Genomic DNA, 20,685 nt, shown 5'->3' with positions numbered 1-20,685 from the left:
CTCTCTAAAACCCAATCAGCGATGCGATCGCTTGGCGCTCACCACTCTCGATTCGATCGTAAATTCTGGAATCTCTCGCAGTTCCGATTCATCTAAATTGTATTGTTCACAAACTAAACTCAGTCGCGCTCCCGGAACCTTTACAGCATTCACCGAGTGAATCAAGTCGCCTTGAAAATGAATCAACAAATTCTCTTGCGGTTTGACTTGCCCGACTTGACGCTTGTGATCTCGTAAAACCAGTTCTCCGCCTTGCAGCGCAAACGGCACCTGTACATAGAGAACGCTAACACCATCGGGAGGATTGATCGTTTTGCAATAAGATCGCAACGAGCGATCGACATGTGGGTCTACACGAGATCCTTCACGCAGCAACAAGGGATTTAGATAAAACGCATTGCAAGTAGACTCAAGCGCGAGGTCTAAATAAGGTTTGAAGAAGGGAAATTTTTGGGCAACGGTTTCGAGTCCCGATCGCTGAAACACCACTGAGAATCCTTTGGTGTCCACAAAATCACGATTGAGGTTATTGACCGCAAAATAAGGGCAAGCCAAAATTCCTCCGCGCAAGTCATCAAGATAGGATGCTGCGAAAGCGTTGTTTTTCTGACGATAGTAGCTCAAGGACGTGAACCAATCTTTATTTCAATAGAGTTTTAGGCATTGCGGAATAAAGAGATGATTTGGTAGGGGCAATCTCCCCGTGGTTGCCCTCTGTCAGGGGTAGGCACGGGGGCGCTACTCCTACAGCCATTTCATCTCATTCTGCAACGCCGAATTTTGATCTTACCAGCGACGATCGCGCTCTAGATCCCACAGCACTTTCTCCCAACACCACTGATCAGATTCACCCGGATTTCTTGAACGTGCGGTTTCAAATAATCGCTGTGCGGTTGCCGTGTCGCCATTCAGCAGTGATATAACTCGCTTAGGCGGTCGGCTTGTTCTACGCGAAGACGATCGACGATCGCGATTTGAGGGTTGCAAAATCCAATAAATGATTAAACCAGCGAGAACGATCGCACCAAGGGTCAGCAGCGTGAATACCATATCTAAAATTTGAGTTAAGAATGAACCGGGTTCTAGGAATTTTTTGGCTCGTGAAGCCACTCAATCTGTCTGGCTTGATCGGGTAGGTGGGCGTGTCGCTGTCCAGTTGTGCGGGCATGGGCACAAATTAGTCCGATCGGGGTGCTGAATAGATCTGCCAGGGTTGCTTTCTGTTGTAGCCCATGAATGGCGGCGATCGGCAATTCTTTAAACAACCAGCGTGTCAGACGATAACCATAGTCCTGCAAGCTGAAGTCGCGCATCAGATCTACTCCATGCAACTCGTGAAGATAGCGGTTCGATCGCCCATATCTGCGCCATTGACTGCGGAGCGCTGCCAGCGTAGAGCGGTGACGATGCCGCACGATCGCCCGTTCTGCAAACCTGATCTGCCAAGGTGTTTGGCTTAGAGCGCGCCAGCAGAAATCTGCGTCGCCGCCCGTCGTTAAATAGGGACGAAACAACCCCACTTGCTCAAACACCTGATCGCGAACTGCCAAATTTGCGGTCTGACCATAAGCGCAAAACGGATGCGCTAACGTGTGCTTTTGCGAAAGAGTTTCTTGACGATCGGCGTGTTGCTCTAAAATTGTGTTGCCTAAAAGCGCCTTGATTTCTCCTGCAACCAACCCTACGGTAAGATCCTCAAACGGCTGAATCAAATTTTCTAACCAGTTTGGCTCTGGGCGACAGTCGGCATCGGTAAACACTAAAATTTCTCCAGTCGTCGATCGAATGCCCAGATTTCGAGCCGCGTAAGAACTTTGAATCTGAGATTCGCTTAAAACCACGAAATTTTGAGCGTCTTGACTGGCAGATTTAAGGATCTCAGAGGTGCGATCGTGGCTGCCATTATCCACCAGGCAATAACTCACGAGATCACTCGAATAGGTCTGCGCCCTTAAACAGTGAAGTAAACCCGGTAGGTCTGCTTCTCCGTTATAGATGGGCACAATCACCGAAATCTTTGGCAAAAATCGCTTCTCAGCTTGATCCGATCGCATAACTGAGTCAGGCTAAATAATGGACACAATCATTAGTGTGACCATTATTTAGCTAAAATAACTTGCCAATCTCTCTGCACTCTCTTTTCAAACCAGTAAATTTAAGATAGGAATGATAAGGGAGTCGTTCTAGCAATTCGACTTGTTGGGTTTCTGATCTACCTCGTTTACTCAGGAAAGCTTGTGGCAGACAACACAGACAAAAGTAAAGAAGGGTTCCTTTACCCGATCGGACGTTATCGGGGCGAGTTTACACCAGAGCATCTAGCCTTTAATGCCAACTTGCAAGAATTCGCTCAACGCGTGTCGCTGCTTTGTGGGCTGGAGACGGGAGGCAAAATTCCGCCCGGAGAGGCATACAAAGAAATCAAACAGCTCTGGCGGCAACTTAGAGACTCGAAAAAGGAACTGCTTGATGCATCCAAAGCCGAGCCGCCAGACTTACCAGACCTCTAAGATCACTTTTGCAGATAATCTTCGACAAGCTGCACGATGCGATCGGCAGCATAGCCATCACCAAATGGGCTGATCGCGTTTGCCATCGCCTGATAGGCGGCTGGGTTGCTCAACAGGTTTGAGGCTTCTTTGAGAATGTTGGCGGGGTCAGTGCCGACGAGTTTGGCGGTTCCGGCTGTGACGGCTTCGGGGCGCTCGGTGGTTTCGCGCAGCACGAGAACAGGTTTGCCCAAGCTTGGCGCTTCTTCTTGAATGCCGCCTGAATCGGTCATCAGCAAATAACAGCGCTGCATCGCGCCTACTAATTCTGTGTAGTCGAGCGGCTCTGTGAGAAAAACTCGCGGATGGCTCCCTAAAATGGCAGTTAATGGGTCACGCACAGTAGGATTTCGGTGCAAAGGCAACAGCAGCGCGGTGTCTTCAAATTTAGTCAACACCTCTAGAAAACCTTGAGCAATGTCTTCGAGCGGTTCGCCCCAGTTTTCTCGGCGATGCACCGTCGCCAAAATTGTGCGATGTTGACTCCAATCAAGCCCTGGAATCTCGCAGGTGGGCTGACGTTCTGCCACTTTGAGCAAGGCATCAATCACCGTGTTGCCCGTTTGATGGATTTCGCCCAAAACACCCGATCGCTGCAAATGCTCCACCGAAACCGAGGTAGGCGCAAAGTGAAGCTGAGTCACCTGCGAGATCAGCCGCCGATTAGCTTCTTCAGGATAGGGGTTAAAGAGATCTTCGGTTCGCAAACCTGCTTCGACGTGCCCAACGGGAATCTTTTGATAAAAAGCTGCGATCGCGGCTGCCAATGCGGTGGTCGTGTCTCCCTGCACCAGCACTATCTTAGGCTGAATTTTTTGAAACAATTCTTCTAAACCCCGCATTGCCCAGCAGGTGATATCGGTCAAGGTTTGCTTGGGCTGCATGATTGCCAGATCGTGATTGGGCGTGAGGTCAAACAAGTGCATCACCTGATCCACCATTTCGCGATGCTGACCTGTCAAAACAACTTGAGTGTCAAACAGTGACGATCGTTGAAACGCCTGAATCACCGGAGCCATTTTAATCGCTTCGGGGCGAGTGCCGACGATAATGCAAATGGGAATAGGAAACTTCAGCATAAGATTTTTTGAGTCATAGAACAGAGAAACCAGCTTCTAATTAAGCCATAAGCCGTGCTATTCAAGCTTTCTGAAACTTGTCTCAACCAGTCGGATCGTTCACCAATTGCGCTATCAGGAAAATATCTTCCTTATCGTAGTTGCTATTTAGCATTTTTTGAAAGTTGAGTGAATCCCAAACTCAACAAATAAATTAAATTAATTCACAAAAAAACCAGCCGAAGCTGGTTAGGTAGGACTGTTTCACCGATGACTCAAGAAACTTTCAAAGTGCGCTTATAAAAAAGCAGACGTTTTGCGTTTTTAGTCTGCTGATTTTAAGTCTAAGGATCGATTTCACAAGTGAGTGGGCAAGCCGCATAAACTGATGTATGTAAGGGGTCTGCTTGACCATTGAGCCATCGCAACCACTCAACCTCTTGGGGGTGGATTCCATTAGCAGTCATGAATGCAGCAGCCAGCATAATGCCGATCGCATGAATGCCAATTAGCCCAACTGCGATCAATAAAACGGCACTAAATGGCATGATGGCATGTAATGTAACTGCCACTAAAGCGCCAACCGAAACCACTAAAACAAGTGCTGGAAAACCAACCACAATCATGCAAACTGTGAGAGTAAAAGTCCAGATCAAAAAGCTTTTGAGGGCGACTACGAAATAGAGGTTCTTAAAAGGCTGACTTTGAACCAGTGCCATGATTCTCTCTCCCAGAGTTAAGGGTTTATTGATAGTTTTGAAAAACTTTATAGCGATCCCCGCGAATCGCTGCGTGAAATTTAGTATAGAGAAAGCAATCGGAGGAGTGAATGCATCTTCATTAAAGTTTACATTTTTGGCTCCTGATTTCTAATCTTAAGAGATTCTATCGAAGCTGAATGCTCTCTTCTTTCATTACTCTATAGAAAAGCCTCTATCCTATGCATAGAAGCTTTTTCAGCTTTTTTTTAGCAATCAAAACTCAGCCTATAACTATTAAGACAATGCTGAAATCCTTCACATTTCTACAAGAATTTAATTAATCTTAATCTGTTTTCCCCAACTTCTCAGAATTCAAAATCAAGGCTGACTAAGGAGTTTAGTGATTAGAAGGCTGAAATTGAAGGCGCGATCGGTTAAGTTATCTTTCAATCGATTCAAGTTAGTTTGCGATGCTTGAAGAAGAAATCTTGAAAGCTCGATCGCGACAATCTCTAACCCTTTAAATCAAAGGTGCCTCTACCTTAAGTTGCATCTGCAATGCCCTACAGAATTTAATTTGCAATTCTTAGTAGTTATAAGGGTTCTTCGGCTCTGGAATTGTCTTTAAAGTCTTTGCTTGAATGGTTAATTGACGTTTGCCATCCAAGGTTTCAGTCAGCATTTGCCCTTCAATTTCTAGCCAACTGTCTGGCAGATAAGACTTACGATCGCCCGTCGTCAATTTCACTGGCAAACTCACGGGGTAAGCATCCGCCGCGCAGCACGTAATCACAAACCGAGTCAGCAACAAATATTGCTCTGACAACTTGGGCGGGTAGACCACAAATCCCTGAACTTTTACCTTTTGCCCCGTGTAAGCATCTGGTTCGGGGTAGACCTGAAGGGTGCGAATCCAATCAATCATGGTTTTATCTTCGGTCCGAGTCGAAGCCCGAAACGATTGCGGTTTCACCCGCGTCAGCGTGATGGTGTCAGTGACTCCGCGATCGAGCGCGGTCTGACTCGCAAACGCACGCGGCGTAATTAACAACCCCGCGATCGCGACTGCTAACATCAGCAAACTCCCAAACCCTGGCGGAAACAGCGTCATGTGCTGCATCGGTGCAAAAGTTTGACGGCTTCGACTCGATCGCAGCAAAAGTAGCCCTTTTAACCCACTCACGATCAGCAGCAAAACGCCTGCTGCCACCGTCAACCCAATATAGTTAGGGTGAATCAGCAAAAAGAGCTTCTCAGACAGCCAATAGTTCAGCAGCAAAACGCCCCAAGCGGCGATCGCTACCACGTCAAGCCAGGGCAAAAGCGATCGAATAACGTTACGAGTCATGGCTAATCAACTGATATATAAATTGAGAAATAGCGTCAACGCAAAAGTCAACTGAGCCGCCAAAGCAAACAGATAGAAAATGGCTCTCGGCTTGAAGATCGATAGCATCAGACCCACGCCTTTGAGGTCAATCATCGGGCCAAACACCAAAAATGCGACGAGAGAGCCGCTTGTAAAAGTCGAGGCAAACGAGAGCGCAAAAAACGAATCTACGGTTGAACAAATCGAGACAACCCCTGCCAACAGCATCATTGCCAAAATCGACGTGACCGGACTTTGACCCAAGCTGAGAATGATATCGCGAGGCACAAAGACTTGCACCAGAGCGGCGATCGCACTGCCTAAAATCAGCACCCCTCCCAGTTCGCGCATCTCTTGCACCGTGTTTTCTAACAGTAGTCTGAGACGAAAGCTCTTGGGCTTAGACACCGATGCCATCATTGCCGCTTGCAGTTCAGACGGATCGGTAATTAATGGTTTAGCCGATTGCCCCAAAAAATAAGTGCCCGATTGCAGCAGCGGAGACTGATTTAAGTCAGAAGGTTGACTTTGTTTCAGGGTCAGAGCCGAAGCGACTCCAGACTGAAGGAAAGGGCGCAAATCAGCTTGGGCGCTGAAAATAAAGCCAATAATCGTCGCGATCGCCAGCGAAAAGCCCACTCGCAAAAACACAATTTCTGGCTGGTCTCGAAAGGCTGTCCAGGTTGCCCAAATCACGATCGGGTTAATCGTCGGAGCGGCAAGAAGAAACCCGATCGCCACCGAAATTGGTGCCCCTTGCATCAGCATCCGTCGCGCAACGGGCACATTTCCACATTCGCACACCGGAAACAAAAAACCGATACAGCTTCCGGCAAACGCCCCTAGTAAAGGATTTTTGGGCAAAATTGCCAGCAGCCGCCGCTCATCCACAAAAAATTGCAGCAGTCCAGAGAACAAAACCCCTAACAATAGGAAGGGAATTGCCTCCACCAACAAACTAAAAAAGAGGGTGAACGCACTGTTCAGTTGAGTCATTCAGCAAATAATCAGTGTGAGGAGTATGATTCCAAACGGCAACAGTGAGGAATATCTAGCGGATCTTAGCAGCAATATCAAGCGATCAGAAATCAGACCCCGCAAAGACTGAGCTATCAAGGTTAAATTGAAGGGCTGCTATCTGTAGGAGCATCCGATTAAACGTCCCTACTAGCTTTGATAAAGCACTAGCGGATTTACTTTATCGATCGCTTCATGACAGAATGCGTCTCTAACTTCTCTGACGATCGCGCCGCTTAACTTCTTTCCCAGAAATGTGAGAAAAGCAGTAACCAATTGCGAGTTTTTGATTAAAGATTTGTAAACTTATAGCAGGCATTTTAAGTGCCACATTTTCTGAGGAGTCCTTATGAAGCAACTGATCGCTATTGAGCGCTTCTGCCTAACTGGTCACACAGTAGCATTGGCATTTGGGCTGGCAGGGTTATTGTTGGTGCTGCCCAACCCTGATTTTATTTTGGCACTGCCAGCGTTTGGTCAGTCGGCCTTCGGTTTGAGTATGTCAGGCGGTGGGGTCGTCTATATCTTGCTGGGGGCGCTGACGATCGCAGCTTACGCCTACCGAGTGCTGGGTTTGCAGCGCTGGCTGACGTTTATGATTCCGGCGATCGTGCTTTCGCTCGGCAGCGAACTTTTGGGAACCAGTACTGGGTTTCCCTTTGGTGAGTATGGCTATTTGAGTGGATTGGGCTATAAAATCGCGGGGTTGGTGCCCTTTACCATTCCGCTATCGTGGTTTTATTTAGGAATGGCGTGCTATGTGTTGGCGAGAGCCGGGTTAGAAAGCGTCAGGTTACCCGTTTGGGCGCGTCTGATTGGGGCGATCGCCGTCGGTTCTCTAATGCTCACCGCTTGGGATTTTGTCCTTGACCCTGCCATGAGTCAAACTTCCTACCCATTCTGGGAGTTTAAGCAGCTAGGTGCCTTTTTTGGGATGCCCTACCGCAACTTATCAGGCTGGTTTGGCACAGGCGTAGTCTTTATGTCGGTGGCATCTCTATTCTGGGGAAAAGCGCCTTTAAATCTCAGCCGTGCCCAACTTACCGTGCCTCTAGCAGTTTATTTGATTAACTTTGCCTTCGGAGCCGTGATCACCGTGGCTCAGTTAGATGCTCGATTTTGGATTCCTACAGCGCTGAGTGCAGTGTTAGGAGTCGTTCCGGCGATCGTGCTTTGGTGGATCGCCAAGCCCACCGCAACTGTGGCTCAGTTAAAAACCGTTTTACAAGCTAGAGACTTAGAAAATGAGTCTCCGGCTGTCCCGGTTGGCGTTTCTGAAAAGTAAATCGCGGTTCCCCCATCGTAAAAGGTTAGAAGATTGACGAGTTTGCTGCAATTAGGGCTGAACAGTTTAGGATTCGTTAGCACTCAAGACGAGTTTTATCAACAAGACGTGGGCTTTCTAGGCGTGTTGCTGATGCAGTTGCCAGCCGTAGCGATTTTGCTTTCACGGTTGCTTAAAGGCCCGACTCGTCACCCTCCCCTCGAACCTCGATCGGCGGCTCCAGACTCATTCGGGGTGGTTAGTGTTGTCGTACCCACCTTAAATGAGGCAGAGCGAATTAAACCCTGCTTAGAAGGGCTAACTCGGCAAAGCTACGAAGTTCGAGAAATCATCGTGGTCGATAGTCACTCTCAAGACGGAACCGCCGATCTGGTTAAAACCGCTCAAGAGCGCGATCCTCGGTTTCGGCTAATGAATGATGACCCGCTCCCGTCAGGTTGGGTTGGCCGCCCTTGGGCGTTGCATTCAGGATTTTTGGCAAGCTCCGATCACAGCGAATGGATCTTAGGAATCGATGCCGATACACAACCCCATCCCGGTTTGGTCGCTAGCTTGATCGAAACAGTTTATTCAGAAAACTACGATCTGATCTCGCTATCACCGCAATTCATTCTCAAGCAGCCGGGAGAGCTTTGGCTGCAACCTGCCTTGCTAATGACGCTGGTCTACCGATTTGGAGCCGCGGGCGAAAAAAATAGCCCTCCTGAACGGGTGATGGCAAATGGTCAATGCTTTTTTTGCCGCCGATCGCTCCTCGTTCAGCTAGGCGGCTATACGAGCGCTCGCGGATCGTTTTGTGATGATGTCACCCTGGCCCGATTTGCAGCCGCCCAAGGTGCCAGAGTCGGCTTTATGGATGGAGCCAAGATTCTCAAGGTGCGAATGTATGAAGGCATGGCAGAAACCTGGAAAGAATGGGGACGATCGCTGGATCTCAAAGATGCCGCATCGCCAGGTCAAATCTGGGGCGATTTATGGCTTTTGCTCTGCGTGCAGGGGTTGCCTTTGCCGATGTTGATGCTTTCAGCCCTGCTTGTCGGGCGCGGAAACACTACACTTCCCGCGATCGCAGCTTTGGGATTGAATGGCTTTTTAGTGGCGATGCGAATCGCGTTGAATGGGGCGATCGCGGCATCTTATGATCGGTCGCAAGCTAAATCTGCCTGGGTGTTTTGGCTCTCTCCGATCGCCGACCCGATCGCCGTTTTGCGAATTTTCCTCTCGTCTACTCAAACCCCGACTCAGTGGCGTGGCAGAACTTACGGGAATTAATTTTTCTCTAGATTGTTGCAGATTGTTTCAACCCGTTCGTCTTTCGAGAGAAGCGTTTCAACTCCGTAGTAGAGTGAGAGGCACTAGGCTTTATGAGTTCAAGTTTGATAGAAAAAGGAAAGAATGCTCATGGTTCAGCGTGGTTCTAAAGTTCGCGTTCTTCGCAAAGAATCCTATTGGTTTCAAGATGTGGGCACCGTCGCCTCCATCGATCAAAGTGGTATTAAATATCCTGTGATCGTCCGGTTTGAAAAAGTTGCTTACTCTGGGGTAAATACCAACAACTTTGCAACCAGTGAGTTGGTTGAGGTTGCAGCGCCCAGTAAAAAGCCCTCGGCAACCATGCCGGGTGGAAAGCAAACCCCGATCGACCCGATCTCTCGCAAAACCGGAAGCGGAGTCTCAGGCAGGCAGTCTGACTCACCCGAAATCCCAGGTGGCAGCACCGTAGTAGAAGGAGATGCTAACCAAGGAACCGAAGCTCGCTAGGGCTTTAGGCACTTAAACAGCAAACTCTAATCGTTAAACCTTAGACTAATAATGATGGGTGCGCGGTTGCATTCATTGTTCAATGTCTAAGGTTTTTTTGTGCCAGAACTTCCTGAAGTTGAAACCGTCCGATTGGGGTTAAATCAAGTCACCTTAAATCAACCGATTCGGGGCGGCGATGTGTTGCTCGATCGCACCGTTGCCTATCCAACTTCCTCGATCGACTTTTTAACCGGACTGGATGGCACCGCGATCGCTCAATGGCACCGCTACGGAAAATATCTGCTGGCGGAGTTGAGTGACGGCTGGCTAGGCGTTCATTTAAGAATGACAGGACAACTCTTGTGGCTCGATCAAACCGAACCGCTTCATAAACACACACGAGTTCGATTGTTTTTTGGCGACGATCGCGAGTTGCGTTTTGTCGATCAGCGCACATTTGGACAAATGTGGTGGGTGCCGCGCGATCGCGATCCTAAAACCATCATCACCGGGCTGCAAAAACTTGGCCCCGAACCCTTTTCGGCAGACTTTTCAGACGACTATTTTGTTCAACAGCTTAAAAATCGTCGCCGTCCGATTAAAACTGCTTTGTTAGATCAGATGTTGGTGGCAGGTGTGGGCAATATTTACGCCGATGAAGCTCTCTTTCTCAGTGGCATTCGTCCTGAGACGCTGTGTGCAGAGTTGAGTCCAGCGAAGATTAAACGGCTGCGATCAAGCGTCGTTCGCGTTTTGCAAGATAGTATCAACGCCAGAGGCACCACCTTTAGCGACTTTCGAGACGTGTCGGGTGTAAATGGCAACTATGGCAACATTGCTTGGGTTTACGCCCGTGATGGAGAAGCCTGCCGGACGTGTGAGACTATCATTCAGCGATTAAAATTAGCGGGACGATCGTCCCATTTCTGTCCTAATTGTCAACGCTAGAAAAAGCGGAGAGTTCGATGGTTCAAGCGATTCCCAAACCTCTGACCTTTGAAGATTTTCTGGAACAATATCCAGACAATGGCGGAATTTATGAACTGATTAACGGAGAAATGGTCGAAGTGAATCCAACGGGTAGTCATGAAGAAGTAGTTGCTTATTTGGTGGCTGAGATGAATCTTGAGATTCGCCGCCAACAGTTAACCTATTTTCTGCCCAGAACTTGCACTATCAAGCCCAACACTCCCAACACTGCCTATAAACCTGATGTCGTTGTGCTCGATCGAGCCGCGTTAGCAGCCGAGCCACTTTGGGAAAAAGCCTCAACGATTACGAGAAGAGAATCTGCCCAGTTAGTCGTTGAAGTTGTCAGCACAAATTGGCGAGATGACTATGGACACAAACTGACTGACTACGAAGAATTTGGGATTGCTGAGTATTGGATTGTCGATTTCAAAGCACTTGGAGCCACTCGATATATTGGTTCTCCCAAAGTTCCGACCGTTTCAGTTTACGGTTTGATTGATGGTGAATATCAGGTGAGTCGATTTAGAGGAAGCGATCGCATTCTCTCTGTCATCTTTCCAGAACTTCAAATCACGGCTGAACAGATTCTAACGGCGGCAAGCTAACGATCGAGTCAATAAAAAAGTGCCTTCTCAGGGGAGAGGAGTAAGCATCTGTAGCTTAGGAATTTCTCGAAAATCTTTGATGTTATGAGTAACTAACGGTAAGTCATGGCGTAGAGCCGTTGCTGCAATCCAGGCATCTTGAGGTGAAATGGGTCGTCCTATACTTTGTCGATCTGCACAGACCTTCGCCCATTCTCGACAAAGGGGCTGATCGCTCGGAATGACAAGGTAATTCGACAGATATTGCTCTAGTTGTGCAAGGCGACGATCGCCCCACTGACGTAAAATTGCCCACTGAAAAAGCTCTGCAACCGTCATAAAGGAAAGTGCTAACTCATGACCACTCAAAAGTGAAATATAAGGGTCTGCATAGTCGCTGCCCTTGAGAATGAAGGAAGCGATGTCAGTATCAATCAAAAGAAGACTCATGGAAGTTGGATTAAATTAACGCTTGACGCTGTTGCCGCAGGAAGTCAAGAAAGTCCTCAATGGAGTCTTCTTCAGACCAAAAGTCAGCGGCGAGATCTTTAGGGTCATGTACAGTCTTAGGAGTTTGGGTGGCAAGTAATTGCCTAAGCGTGATGCCTTGCCGGAATTGGGCATTGAGTGTTTCGAGGTCACTCTGGGAATTTGAGAGTGGAATACTCTGGACAAGAATTTGGATCAGTTGTTGGCGCTCCGTAGGTGAGAGGGGTTGGATAGCCACGATCGCGGCTTCGAGTTGTGGAGTCATAGTGCAAGCCTCAAGAAACTTCAGCAATCTATGCAGCATATTCTCAATCTATAGCAAATCGCTGAAATGCTGCATCTGCTTGCTCTGTAAAGTCCATCACACCTGGCACCACGACCGGAGACGTACAATCTTCTACCAATAAACTTTCTTTGCCGAGCTGGGAGCTTGAGCCAAAATTTCGGTCAGTAGATTATCGCTCGTTGGCTGCAACACAATTATGGGGAGACGATCGACAGAAAAGCAAAAGAGACGACCATGCATTGAATGACAGCATTCACGATTACAGAACATCACAAAATAAATCTTTGAACCGAACTACTGTAATAACGGCAGTGTTCAACAGGTTCGTCCCTTGAAAAAGATCTGTATCACCCGTAATTAGAAAGTCTGCATCAGCAGTAATCGCACAGGCTAGAAACATTGCATCATCAGGATCAATGGGAAAATCAACGGATGTATCAACCTCAATCAGCGTGAGAGCCTCATCTAGTAAGTTGAACCAGTTATCCTTCACTTCCTGAGTCAATCGGAATTTGCGTCTATTGAGGACTTCCTTGTACTCGGTCAATATAGGTTGCGATGCAACCCATTCAAACTCTGGATGGTTAACAACGAATTGAATCACCAGTTCAGGATCTCTATCTCTCAAAACAGCAAAAACAAGAATGTTTGTATCAATGACTACTTTCATTCTCCTCGGCGATAAGCTTTAACCTCTGCTGCTATTTCTTCTTCTGTAATCTCACCAACTCCAAGCAAAGACTGCGTTTTCTCGAAGAGATTGCGAAATTTTTGACTAATTGTAGTAGCCCTTTCATCATCTTCAGCCACAAGCACGACCCTTACTCGTTGCCCTTTTTGAAAGGGTAGGTTGGACAAAACAACCTGATTTGGATCTTCAATTGTGATAAATGCCTTGTAGATTGTCATCTCACTCTCCGAGTAACAAATGATACGAAAGAATAACCTAGTCCGTATCAAGGCTGCTGTTGTTGAACTTTGAAATGAAGCGGCATAACGATCGGATTCTCTCTGTCATCTTTCCAGAATTTCAAATCACGGCTGAACAGATTCTAACGGCTGCAAGCTAACGATCGGGCTAACATAGCACCAAGTCTGGGCAGCATTAACTGTCGAAACAGTTGTCTACTCAGACCCTTTCGATTGTCGATCGGACTCCATACTCTCTTCACTCTGCTTTCTGTCTGAGCGCGCGCTCCGTAACTGGAGTGCTAACGTTCCCACTTGCCAGACGCGGATGAACTCTAAAACACAACATAAAGTAAACAACGTTCCGGTGCAGTAGGCTTGTTAGCCCATGACTCCCAGAAGTGCTCTAAATTCAGATTCAACAAATCTTTTAATGTCGGAATTCTGAGTCTCAAAAGCTTTCTGCTTGTTTTTAAAGGCATCAATAAAATCCTTAGCATTTTCTGACTTTGAGTGGTAATGAAGATTGAGCGATAAGTCAAACATCAAATTATTAAAGCCCGCAATTTTTTCTATAATTTTGCTGGGAAAATAGATCGCGTTCTCTTGCAAAAGAGAATTAGTCTCTAGAAATTTATCGATAAATTCATCTGCTCTTACTTGTAGTTCTTCATGATCATCATCATCCATCTCAAGCGTCAATCTAAGAGCAAGAGTTTCAAGCTGTATGACCTTGTGGTAAAGTTCCTCAATAGATTTCGCTCTGCGCTCGTGTAGCTTAGAGAACCTGATTTGGTGTGTTAGAGCTTCCATACTAAGAGATGATTTTAGCGTTTCGACTTCTTTAACAAGTGAGAACTTCAATATCTCAATTTCCTTGTCTGACTCCCGCTTTAAATTGAATTTATATTTTTCTATATCCCTTGATAATAATTGCAGAGTTAATGATCGAATAAGCCATGCAGCAACAGCTAGTAGCGCTGCTCCACCGCCCACAAACTTAAATAACTCGACCCACGTTATTACTTGCATATGTCTAGCTCAAATTAATCTTGCACTTGAGGTTATTGTACTTATTGAAAAATTATAAACTTTGTCCCACTAAAAACTGGAGAGCTAACTCTCGTTTCTACCTGGACACTTACCAATCGCCATGATACGCCTTTACCAGAATTATGCCGTTAAGAAACTGAATAACGCCCAAAGTTAAGGTTTTCTCGCCGCGCAATACCCAAATATTCGCAGTTATCCTGGTTGAAACTCAAGCTCAGTCGCTTAGAGAGTTAAAAATTAATTAAGTACCCGCTTCAACTTTAGAAATCGGCGGATTCAACTTATGAACTGAGGTTTCATTTTCGCGTGACTTCCTAACTCAAATTTGCTAGACGATCGCCCACAAAATCCGTCGATCGAATCAAATTCATCCCAGCCTCAGCAAATCGCTGAAACGCTTCATCTGCCTGTTCTGTAAAGTCAATTACACCCGGCACCACAACCGGAGACGTGCAATCTTCTAGCAAATAAACCTTCTTTGCCAAGCTGGGATCTTGAGCCAAAATTTCGGTCAGCAGGTCGTCGATCGTCCATGCAACACAGTGACTTTTTGCTTGACCTGCGATGATCACAGCATCAAAATCGAGCAGTTTTTGAATTAATCGACTGTTCTTTTGCGCGATCGCCGATCCGTCTACCCCATCCATGACTTCAGGACGCAAAACCGAGTAGTTCTCAGTTAAAGGATTGTCACCTTTAATTTGAAAATTGGTTTGACTTCCACGCGCAATGCAGTGAAAAAACATCGCCTCTTCAACAGCAGACACCAGGGCATGACCGATTCCCCCCAGCATGGAGTGATAAGCCCAAACCGTCAGCGGATATTTACCGTTTTCAGTCAGTTTTTGAGTGTAGTGTAGCGCATGAGATTGCAGCGTCTCATAATCTCCATTCATCAGGCTATAAGCAACCTTTGGATTTACCTTCCACACGCCGTTCTGCACATCTTCTAACCGAATCATTGTGGCAGTCGGAACTGGATGTTCACCCGCTTCATTCACCCAAAAAATGGGATGAAAAATCTGCATTGCTGTATGCGTATCCATCGTCGGCGCGATTTCGGTAATCAGCCCCAAGTTGCGGTAGATAAACTCGCAAAGTCGCTGATTGTCCTCGATCGCCCCCAGTCCCGATCGACCGCCCACAAATAACTCAAACTCTGGAATGCAAAACGTATTTTGCACGTCGATCGCTAGGAGACAAACGCGCACCTGATCTTCAGATGCGGGACAAATGCCCTGTTGGGTTGCCCAAGCTTCGGCTTCGGTGGCTCGCTGTTGATAAGGAACGCGCCAAACAGTGCCGACACGATCGCGATCAAAACAAGCTGGAATTGGCAATTGTGAACTGACTGGGGTATTCATTGAGCGATTCGTTAGATTAAAAAGCTTAACGTTAAGGACTGCTTAATCGTCTAACTCTGGATCAGCCTCAAATCGAGTAATATCGTCTTCTCCTAAATACTCCCCGTTCTGGATTTCGATCATCACCAGAGGAATCACACCCGGATTTTCAACCCGATGTGGCGTGCAGGTCGGCACATAAGTGGATTGCTTTTGCACCAGCGTTTTTTCTTCACCCCCACACAGCACTTTAGCCGTGCCCGAAACCACCACCCAGTGTTCACTGCGGTGATAGTGCATTTGAGTGCTGATGTGATGTCCGGGTTTTAGCTCAATGCGGTTAATTCGATAGCGTTTGCCTTCTTCGAGCAGGGTCACGGTTCCCCAATAGCGGGTGCGCGTGATTTCAGAGTCAGATGACAACGACTGAAGTGCGTTTACACCGTTAGGATGCAAAGTCACTGATTCGCTCACTTCCTGGTTCATCGATTTTTCTTAAAGAACTCCTGTCTCTATAATGCAAGACATTTAAGAAACATCCGAATAACACCACACAAAACACCGTTAAAAATCGAAATAAATATATTTTGAACCGCCTTCAGGAGCCAGCACCCAAACGGCATAAAGACAAAGCGGCACCAAAAATAGTTTAATGTGCCAGGTGAGTTGAAGTTTTAACCCTCGATTCAGCAAGTAGGCGAACCCCATTGCCAAGACGATCGCGCCCAGCAACAAAGAAATCTGCAAGGGATATAGCCCGATCGCTTCTCCATAAACTTTTTGAGCAAACTGGGCATCGGCTGACTGTCCGACTAGTCGTTGCACCACCACCCACGAATCTCTGAGGTTTGGTAGACGAAAAAAGATCCAAGCGCTAAAAACCATTAGCTGAGTCGTAAACCAGGCGATCACGATTCCCGGTAGGGTTTGCCAAAAATTTTCGAGTTGGGGAGATTGTCGCGATCGCAGATCCACCAGTCGATGCACGGCTAACGCGACCCCGTGCAGCCCACCCCAAACCACAAACCCCCAGGCCGCTCCGTGCCAGACTCCAGCAATCAACATTACAATAATCAGATTGATACACGTCCGAACCAGTCCTCGACGAGAGCCGCCCAGAGGAAAATAAAGATAATTTCGCAGCCAGTCGCCCAGGGTAATGTGCCAGCGTCGCCAAAAATCAGCAATGCTCGTGCTGAAATAAGGAAAGTCAAAGTTTTGAGGTAGATTGATTCCTAATAACAGGGCACTGCCCCGTGCTACATCCACATAGCCACTAAAGTCGAGATAAAGCTGCAAGCCGTACGCGACGATCGCCAGCCACAAATTACCGCTTCCGGCTCGCTGGGCGTTATCAAAACTGAGCTTGACGAGAATATCTAATCGGTCTGCAATCAGTCCTTTTTTAATTGCCCCACAAGCGATCAGCCATAGCCCTTCTGTAATCTGGTCGATCGCCGGAAATTTAGGCGATTGTAGCTGTCCTGCAAAGGCGTGATAGCGGACAATGGGACCCGAAATAAGTTTGGCAAAAAACAGTTTGTAAGACGCAAACTTGAGAAACCCTTGCGTTGCGGGTGCGCCGCGATAAACATCAACCAAATAAGCAATGGACTCAAAACAGAAAAAACTCAGCCCCAGGGGAACCAGGATGTGTTGAGTCGTCCAGTCTGCGCCTTGTTGAGCGGACAGCTTCGCTGCGGGGAACCCGCTCGACCAGCCTAAAACCGTTCCCACCGACGACAGAATAAATGGAAGGTATTTAAAACTAAGTAGTAGTAAAACATTAATCGTTACACCAACGCTGAGAAGCTTGATGCGCCGCCGATTCCAATCTTGTTGAGCAAACTGCCAGTCTTCGATGCGCCAATCAGGAGGCGCCCCGATCGCTTGTCCCAACTTAAAGTTAATCCAAGTAGCTGCCAGCAGCAGGGGAATGTATTGGGCTTGCAGCGAGGCATAAAAAACTAGACTCGCGATAAATAATAGCCACGATCGCAGCCACGACTGCTGCACAGACCAATAGATCCCAATAACACTCAGCAAAAACAAGCCGTAAAGCGGAGAAAGAAAGGTCATGGGCGGATTGGGTTTTAAACAAGGGCATCCTAGCGGCACAGTTTACCGCTAAATTTAGTGCCTGAAACTTTTTTGCCTAGACGACTCTAATACCAATTTTATTGACGCAATTGATATTGCAGATTCACAAGAGGACATGTCGTGTCTCTTGCTTTTTGTTGCGGTCAATGGACACTCTGTCAACCGTCCATCGCTTCCTCAATCTCAATAGAGTTGAGCCATAATATTTTCAAGCGTTTAACTGTCCCTATGCCCGTGACCGAATTTGGTTGCGGGCAGTTTTGTCTAAAAAGTTCACCGCGACTCAGCAAGTTTTAGCTCTAGGCATAAGCGCCGATCGCCTCACTCAAAGTCGTGCCATCAAGCGTGTAAACCTTCGATGCTGCCAAACACCGAGCGCACCCACAACTGGTATAAGCTGCCAATTGGCTGCCTTGAGCAGTCGGCGCTAAACTGGCAGCCGGGGCAACTGCGGGCAGTGAATAGGCTTGAGCCGCCCCAAAGTTGAGATTCCAACCCAGGTCTCTGAGAGAGGCCAGCGTCAACTGACTGAGCGGAGTAGCAACTCCAGGGGTTTCAGCATAGGGGGTCATCAACTCGGTGTCAAAGCGAGTTTCATCCCAGTGAGCAAAAGCACCCGCCTCGATCGGAACCACCACTTGGGTAGAACTGCCTGTCAATCCTCCATAAGCCCAGCCTGCGTAGGTATTGGCGTTATAAGTTGCATTGGTGCGGTTGATCAAGTTCTTGCCAAAGTTAAAAATCTGTCCACTAGAATCCATAAATTGGACAGGCTCCCATAAGGTGCCAAACCCTAAAACGTGAGCAAATTCATGAATCATGATGCTACGCAAATAAGTCGGATTGGCATTAAATTCAGCAAATCGACGGGCGTTGATCGTGCTGATGCCACTACTGATGATTAAATTAGGGCCGTCTAGGGCAAATTGCGGCCCCGACAGAGCCAGTGTTCCATTATCAGCACTGCCATTGCTATAGACCAGGCTTTTGCCCGTAATTGTGACGTTTAACTGATTGGATTGAGTGATAGCGCTGCGACTCGTGATTGCACTTTCCCAAAACTTTGCTGCATCGACGATCGCTGCTTTTGCCGCATCGTTTAACCCACTCAACCCTTGCGTATCAAAACCAAGCTTAAACTCAAATTTTTGATCATCGCTGGCTGCTGGGGTAAAGCTGGTCGTCAGCCCATAGTTTGCCGTTTGACTGCCATAGCTCATCACCTGTGCATAATAGGTGCCCGTCGTCAAAAACCGCCGAATCGATTCGCTGATGGTGCCTCGCTCCCACTGCCACGCCAACACTTCACCGGGGTCAACCTCGCCATTTTGGTTAACGTCCTGCACTAGGCGCACATCAGCATCTCCGGTCAAGCCCGTCAAACTGGCGCTAAAAACTCCAGACTGGGCGATCGTAAACCGATAGAAATCATTGAGATCGTTAGCACTCACCTGAGCACTGCTTGAAAAGTTTGCCGAATTTTCAGCGATCGCCGCTGTGAGCGTTCCCGCCTTTTCAGGAGCCGATAAGGCAGCAGGTGCAGTGCCCACACTCACGGGCGACAGTTCCTCAACAGGACGGCGCAAAGTGCCCACGATTTTCCAATTCAGATCGGCAACCGTCGGCAGTGCCACTGAGTCAGCGACATCTAGACCGTTCATGAGCCAAATGCTGTTGGCACCTGTGCTGGAGTTGCGCCACACTAAATCAACTTTTGCATCTCCATTAAAATCGCCCGTGACGACGATTTTCCAATTTAGGTCGGTGACAGGGGGCAAGACCCGCTTTTCGGTGACAGCGCTACCATTAGTCACCCACCAAAAGTTTTCGCCAGTGGCACCATTGCGCCAGAGCAGATCAACCTGGTTATCTTGATTGAAATCACCCGTGCCGACGATCGTCAGATTGGCATCTTTTAGGGTCGGCAAATAGACGACGCTGGCGATCGAGGTGGCATTCATCACCCACCAGGCAACGGAACCCTCAGCTTTATTCCGCCAGAGCAAATCGACTTGTCCGTCTTGGTTATAGTCACCCGCTCCAGCGATCTGCCAGTTGAGGTCTGTGACCGCAGGCGTGGTTAAGAAAACTGCCTTGGCGATCGAGGTGCCATCCATCACCCACCAGGCGAGACTACCATCAGAGTTACGCCAGAGAATGTCGTCTTGCCCGTCGCGGTTATAGTCACCCGTCGCGGTCAACTGCCAGCTTGAGCCTTTCACGGAAGTCAGATCGCGGTTTCTGACATATCGGGTTCCGTCCATTGACCAGCTAGTATTTATCCCCTCGGCTGAATTGCGCCAGAGAATGGCTGTTTCAAAGCTGCTCTGAGCAGACGCAACTCGCAGAGCATCAGTGCTGAGAGGTTGACTGTCAGAATTGAGCGAAAGCGGCGAAGCGGTGAGCAGGTCACTACTAGTGTCCATGACGGATGCTCCAAAATCGCTTAACCGCAAAACCTACAGACCCAGACGCACAAACGACTGGCTCATTCAAACCAATAAAAAATTTATACCTATTCACATCAACCCCAATGTTACCAATACCAGCAATACGCGCCGAAAGCCTTCTGAAGATTTTCAGGGCTTTCAGGCTCTATCTGGAGGATCTTGCTATGGTGAATGGTAGATGCTGAAGGTAGTCAATCTCACTCAGGAGAAGTCCGTAATGCCCTGATATTTACTTCTACATCGTACAGAGTAAAGTCCGCAAATTTGCTAGGCCGTGATTAAGTTTTGATGAAGTTATACCAACCGCCAGATGAAGGGGTAACGGTAAGGTCGATCAGAGCCGCCCAGCACCGCTACGATCGCGATAATCGGCATGACGAAGCTGGCCACAAACAGGGCAATGCCTAGCACGATCGCGATCGGAATGCCAATCACCGTCACTGCCAGCACTCCTGCAAGGGCGGCATAAAGGTAAAGATTAATGTGAAAATTGATCGCTTCTCTGGCATTTTCTTTGGCGATCAAGTCATCTGAAATCAATAAAATCGCGACTGGGATACCGATCGAGATCAGCAGAGAACTCAAAAAAATTGACCCATGACACAGAGCAGACAATAGCTTACGTTGATCAGAGTTTTCCATGATTTTCCAAATTTGAGATTCTTTGGTAAGGATATCTGGGATGCAGAAGTGAGCAATTTCCACACCTCTCACTCCTCGCCCCTCGCCCCATTTTTCGTTATCTTTAATTAGGGTATTGTAAAACTTCCGGGTTTC

25 protein-coding genes are annotated in these 20,685 nt (G+C 47.7%); 7 read left to right on the top strand and 18 right to left on the bottom strand.

Translation table 11 applies throughout. From position 1 onward, the window contains the following. Window positions 1-15: 15 nt before the first annotated feature. The 3 genes from C7B65_RS12085 to C7B65_RS12075 all read right to left on the bottom strand — a co-directional run bounded on the left by C7B65_RS12085 (window position 16) and on the right by C7B65_RS12075 (window position 2,054). Window positions 16-624 (bottom strand): 2OG-Fe(II) oxygenase family protein, encoded by a 609-nt coding sequence (locus tag C7B65_RS12085; protein WP_073071382.1) that lies wholly within the window; start codon window positions 622-624, stop codon window positions 16-18. Between the two features lie 162 nt (window positions 625-786). After that, entirely contained in the window at window positions 787-1,110 is a 324-nt protein-coding gene (locus tag C7B65_RS12080; protein ID WP_219898504.1) for a hypothetical protein, read from the bottom strand. Further along, the gene (locus C7B65_RS12075) at window positions 1,083-2,054 is read right to left on the bottom strand and encodes a glycosyltransferase family 2 protein (protein WP_073071379.1); all 972 of its coding nucleotides are present in this window, start codon (window positions 2,052-2,054) and stop codon (window positions 1,083-1,085) included. The genes C7B65_RS12080 and C7B65_RS12075 overlap by 28 nt, the downstream gene beginning before the upstream one ends. A 183-nt stretch (window positions 2,055-2,237) precedes the next feature. On the opposite strand from C7B65_RS12075, the gene C7B65_RS12070 reads away from it, so the two are divergent. Next, complete coding sequence (locus C7B65_RS12070) at window positions 2,238-2,510, top strand: DUF7219 family protein (protein WP_073071377.1); 273 nt, start codon at window positions 2,238-2,240, stop codon at window positions 2,508-2,510. 2 nt (window positions 2,511-2,512) lie between these two features. Here the strand turns inward: C7B65_RS12070 and wecB are convergent, their stop codons facing one another. The 5 genes from wecB to C7B65_RS29250 all read right to left on the bottom strand — a co-directional run bounded on the left by wecB (window position 2,513) and on the right by C7B65_RS29250 (window position 6,970). Continuing rightward, a complete protein-coding gene (wecB, locus tag C7B65_RS12065; protein WP_073071375.1) occupies window positions 2,513-3,628 on the bottom strand; it encodes a non-hydrolyzing UDP-N-acetylglucosamine 2-epimerase in 1,116 nt (371 codons plus the stop codon). A 323-nt stretch (window positions 3,629-3,951) separates the two neighbouring features. Next, window positions 3,952-4,326, bottom strand: coding sequence for a hypothetical protein (locus C7B65_RS12060; RefSeq protein ID WP_073071374.1), 375 nt, complete (start codon window positions 4,324-4,326; stop codon window positions 3,952-3,954). A 568-nt stretch (window positions 4,327-4,894) separates the two neighbouring features. Then, window positions 4,895-5,656 (bottom strand): TIGR03943 family putative permease subunit, encoded by a 762-nt coding sequence (locus C7B65_RS12055; RefSeq protein ID WP_073071372.1) that lies wholly within the window; start codon window positions 5,654-5,656, stop codon window positions 4,895-4,897. Window positions 5,657-5,662: 6 nt separating this feature from the next. Continuing rightward, entirely contained in the window at window positions 5,663-6,673 is a 1,011-nt protein-coding gene (locus C7B65_RS12050) for a permease (RefSeq protein WP_073071370.1), read from the bottom strand. A 171-nt stretch (window positions 6,674-6,844) separates the two neighbouring features. After that, window positions 6,845-6,970 carry a hypothetical protein gene (locus C7B65_RS29250; RefSeq protein WP_262983536.1) on the bottom strand — a complete coding sequence of 42 codons (126 nt, stop codon included), beginning with the start codon at window positions 6,968-6,970 and terminating at the stop codon, window positions 6,845-6,847. A gap of 73 nt (window positions 6,971-7,043) precedes the next feature. Here C7B65_RS29250 and cruF point away from each other — a divergent pair, with 73 nt between their 5' ends. The 5 genes from cruF (at window position 7,044) to C7B65_RS12025 (ending at window position 11,299) form a co-directional block, all read left to right on the top strand. Next, on the top strand, window positions 7,044-7,979 hold the full coding sequence (cruF, locus tag C7B65_RS12045) for a gamma-carotene 1'-hydroxylase CruF (protein WP_073071369.1): 936 nt from the start codon (window positions 7,044-7,046) through the stop codon (window positions 7,977-7,979). Window positions 7,980-8,012: 33 nt separating this feature from the next. Next, a complete protein-coding gene (cruG, locus tag C7B65_RS12040) occupies window positions 8,013-9,251 on the top strand; it encodes a 2'-O-glycosyltransferase CruG (protein WP_244913199.1) in 1,239 nt (412 codons plus the stop codon). Between the two features lie 129 nt (window positions 9,252-9,380). Further along, complete coding sequence (locus C7B65_RS29465; RefSeq protein ID WP_073071541.1) at window positions 9,381-9,740, top strand: photosystem I reaction center subunit IV; 360 nt, start codon at window positions 9,381-9,383, stop codon at window positions 9,738-9,740. 99 nt (window positions 9,741-9,839) lie between these two features. Beyond that, window positions 9,840-10,670 carry a DNA-formamidopyrimidine glycosylase gene (locus C7B65_RS12030; RefSeq protein WP_073071367.1) on the top strand — a complete coding sequence of 277 codons (831 nt, stop codon included), beginning with the start codon at window positions 9,840-9,842 and terminating at the stop codon, window positions 10,668-10,670. 17 nt (window positions 10,671-10,687) lie between these two features. Continuing rightward, window positions 10,688-11,299, top strand: coding sequence for a Uma2 family endonuclease (locus tag C7B65_RS12025; RefSeq protein WP_073071539.1), 612 nt, complete (start codon window positions 10,688-10,690; stop codon window positions 11,297-11,299). 27 nt (window positions 11,300-11,326) lie between these two features. Here the strand turns inward: C7B65_RS12025 and C7B65_RS12020 are convergent, their stop codons facing one another. The 9 genes from C7B65_RS12020 to C7B65_RS11975 all read right to left on the bottom strand — a co-directional run bounded on the left by C7B65_RS12020 (window position 11,327) and on the right by C7B65_RS11975 (window position 19,884). After that, window positions 11,327-11,728: a type II toxin-antitoxin system VapC family toxin gene (locus C7B65_RS12020; RefSeq protein ID WP_073071365.1), complete on the bottom strand. Its 402-nt coding sequence runs from the start codon at window positions 11,726-11,728 to the stop codon at window positions 11,327-11,329. A gap of 10 nt (window positions 11,729-11,738) precedes the next feature. Next, window positions 11,739-12,032 carry a hypothetical protein gene (locus tag C7B65_RS12015; RefSeq protein WP_073071537.1) on the bottom strand — a complete coding sequence of 98 codons (294 nt, stop codon included), beginning with the start codon at window positions 12,030-12,032 and terminating at the stop codon, window positions 11,739-11,741. Between the two features lie 280 nt (window positions 12,033-12,312). Beyond that, window positions 12,313-12,723, bottom strand: a complete 411-nt coding sequence (locus C7B65_RS12005; protein ID WP_073071364.1) for a putative toxin-antitoxin system toxin component, PIN family — start codon at window positions 12,721-12,723, stop codon at window positions 12,313-12,315. Further along, window positions 12,720-12,962, bottom strand: a complete 243-nt coding sequence (locus tag C7B65_RS12000) for a hypothetical protein (RefSeq protein ID WP_073071362.1) — start codon at window positions 12,960-12,962, stop codon at window positions 12,720-12,722. Before C7B65_RS12000 ends, C7B65_RS12005 begins: the two co-directional genes overlap by 4 nt. A 381-nt stretch (window positions 12,963-13,343) precedes the next feature. Then, window positions 13,344-13,994: a hypothetical protein gene (locus C7B65_RS11995; RefSeq protein WP_073071360.1), complete on the bottom strand. Its 651-nt coding sequence runs from the start codon at window positions 13,992-13,994 to the stop codon at window positions 13,344-13,346. Between the two features lie 335 nt (window positions 13,995-14,329). Next, window positions 14,330-15,379 carry a cysteine hydrolase family protein gene (locus C7B65_RS11990; RefSeq protein WP_073071359.1) on the bottom strand — a complete coding sequence of 350 codons (1,050 nt, stop codon included), beginning with the start codon at window positions 15,377-15,379 and terminating at the stop codon, window positions 14,330-14,332. Window positions 15,380-15,421: 42 nt separating this feature from the next. Then, window positions 15,422-15,844 carry a phosphomannose isomerase type II C-terminal cupin domain gene (locus tag C7B65_RS11985; protein WP_083582867.1) on the bottom strand — a complete coding sequence of 141 codons (423 nt, stop codon included), beginning with the start codon at window positions 15,842-15,844 and terminating at the stop codon, window positions 15,422-15,424. A 78-nt stretch (window positions 15,845-15,922) separates the two neighbouring features. Then, window positions 15,923-17,437: an MBOAT family O-acyltransferase gene (locus tag C7B65_RS11980; protein WP_073071357.1), complete on the bottom strand. Its 1,515-nt coding sequence runs from the start codon at window positions 17,435-17,437 to the stop codon at window positions 15,923-15,925. A gap of 320 nt (window positions 17,438-17,757) precedes the next feature. Beyond that, window positions 17,758-19,884: an FG-GAP repeat domain-containing protein gene (locus C7B65_RS11975; protein ID WP_073071355.1), complete on the bottom strand. Its 2,127-nt coding sequence runs from the start codon at window positions 19,882-19,884 to the stop codon at window positions 17,758-17,760. Between C7B65_RS11975 and C7B65_RS11970 the strand changes: the two genes are divergently transcribed. Then, window positions 19,883-20,086 carry a hypothetical protein gene (locus C7B65_RS11970; RefSeq protein ID WP_073071353.1) on the top strand — a complete coding sequence of 68 codons (204 nt, stop codon included), beginning with the start codon at window positions 19,883-19,885 and terminating at the stop codon, window positions 20,084-20,086. The two genes, C7B65_RS11975 and C7B65_RS11970, sit on opposite strands and share 2 nt — an antisense overlap. Before the next feature lie 116 nt (window positions 20,087-20,202). Here C7B65_RS11970 and C7B65_RS11965 read toward each other — a convergent pair whose 3' ends face one another. Then, window positions 20,203-20,613 (bottom strand): DUF4870 domain-containing protein, encoded by a 411-nt coding sequence (locus C7B65_RS11965; protein WP_244913198.1) that lies wholly within the window; start codon window positions 20,611-20,613, stop codon window positions 20,203-20,205. Window positions 20,614-20,685 lie beyond the last annotated feature (72 nt).

The sequence above is a fragment of the Phormidesmis priestleyi ULC007 genome, assembly GCF_003003695.1.
GTDB lineage: Bacteria > Cyanobacteriota > Cyanobacteriia > Leptolyngbyales > Leptolyngbyaceae > Phormidesmis_A > Phormidesmis_A priestleyi_A.
Note: the sequence above shows the minus strand (reverse complement) of the source record. Positions and strands in the feature narration are given on the sequence as shown.

Coding starts and splice junctions, on each gene's coding strand:
- C7B65_RS12075 (WP_073071379.1), bottom strand. CDS start 2,054: ATGCGATCGGATCAAGCTGAGAAGCGATTTTTGCCAAAGATTTCGGTG.
- wecB (WP_073071375.1), bottom strand. CDS start 3,628: ATGCTGAAGTTTCCTATTCCCATTTGCATTATCGTCGGCACTCGCCCC.
- C7B65_RS12060 (WP_073071374.1), bottom strand. CDS start 4,326: ATGGCACTGGTTCAAAGTCAGCCTTTTAAGAACCTCTATTTCGTAGTC.
- C7B65_RS12055 (WP_073071372.1), bottom strand. CDS start 5,656: ATGACTCGTAACGTTATTCGATCGCTTTTGCCCTGGCTTGACGTGGTA.
- C7B65_RS12050 (WP_073071370.1), bottom strand. CDS start 6,673: ATGACTCAACTGAACAGTGCGTTCACCCTCTTTTTTAGTTTGTTGGTG.
- cruF (WP_073071369.1), top strand. CDS start 7,044: ATGAAGCAACTGATCGCTATTGAGCGCTTCTGCCTAACTGGTCACACA.
- C7B65_RS29465 (WP_073071541.1), top strand. CDS start 9,381: ATGGTTCAGCGTGGTTCTAAAGTTCGCGTTCTTCGCAAAGAATCCTAT.
- C7B65_RS12025 (WP_073071539.1), top strand. CDS start 10,688: ATGGTTCAAGCGATTCCCAAACCTCTGACCTTTGAAGATTTTCTGGAA.
- C7B65_RS12020 (WP_073071365.1), bottom strand. CDS start 11,728: ATGAGTCTTCTTTTGATTGATACTGACATCGCTTCCTTCATTCTCAAG.
- C7B65_RS12015 (WP_073071537.1), bottom strand. CDS start 12,032: ATGACTCCACAACTCGAAGCCGCGATCGTGGCTATCCAACCCCTCTCA.
- C7B65_RS12005 (WP_073071364.1), bottom strand. CDS start 12,723: ATGAAAGTAGTCATTGATACAAACATTCTTGTTTTTGCTGTTTTGAGA.
- C7B65_RS12000 (WP_073071362.1), bottom strand. CDS start 12,962: ATGACAATCTACAAGGCATTTATCACAATTGAAGATCCAAATCAGGTT.
- C7B65_RS11995 (WP_073071360.1), bottom strand. CDS start 13,994: ATGCAAGTAATAACGTGGGTCGAGTTATTTAAGTTTGTGGGCGGTGGA.
- C7B65_RS11990 (WP_073071359.1), bottom strand. CDS start 15,379: ATGAATACCCCAGTCAGTTCACAATTGCCAATTCCAGCTTGTTTTGAT.
- C7B65_RS11985 (WP_083582867.1), bottom strand. CDS start 15,844: ATGAACCAGGAAGTGAGCGAATCAGTGACTTTGCATCCTAACGGTGTA.
- C7B65_RS11980 (WP_073071357.1), bottom strand. CDS start 17,437: ATGACCTTTCTTTCTCCGCTTTACGGCTTGTTTTTGCTGAGTGTTATT.
- C7B65_RS11970 (WP_073071353.1), top strand. CDS start 19,883: ATGACGGATGCTCCAAAATCGCTTAACCGCAAAACCTACAGACCCAGA.
- C7B65_RS11975 (WP_073071355.1), bottom strand. CDS start 19,884: ATGGACACTAGTAGTGACCTGCTCACCGCTTCGCCGCTTTCGCTCAAT.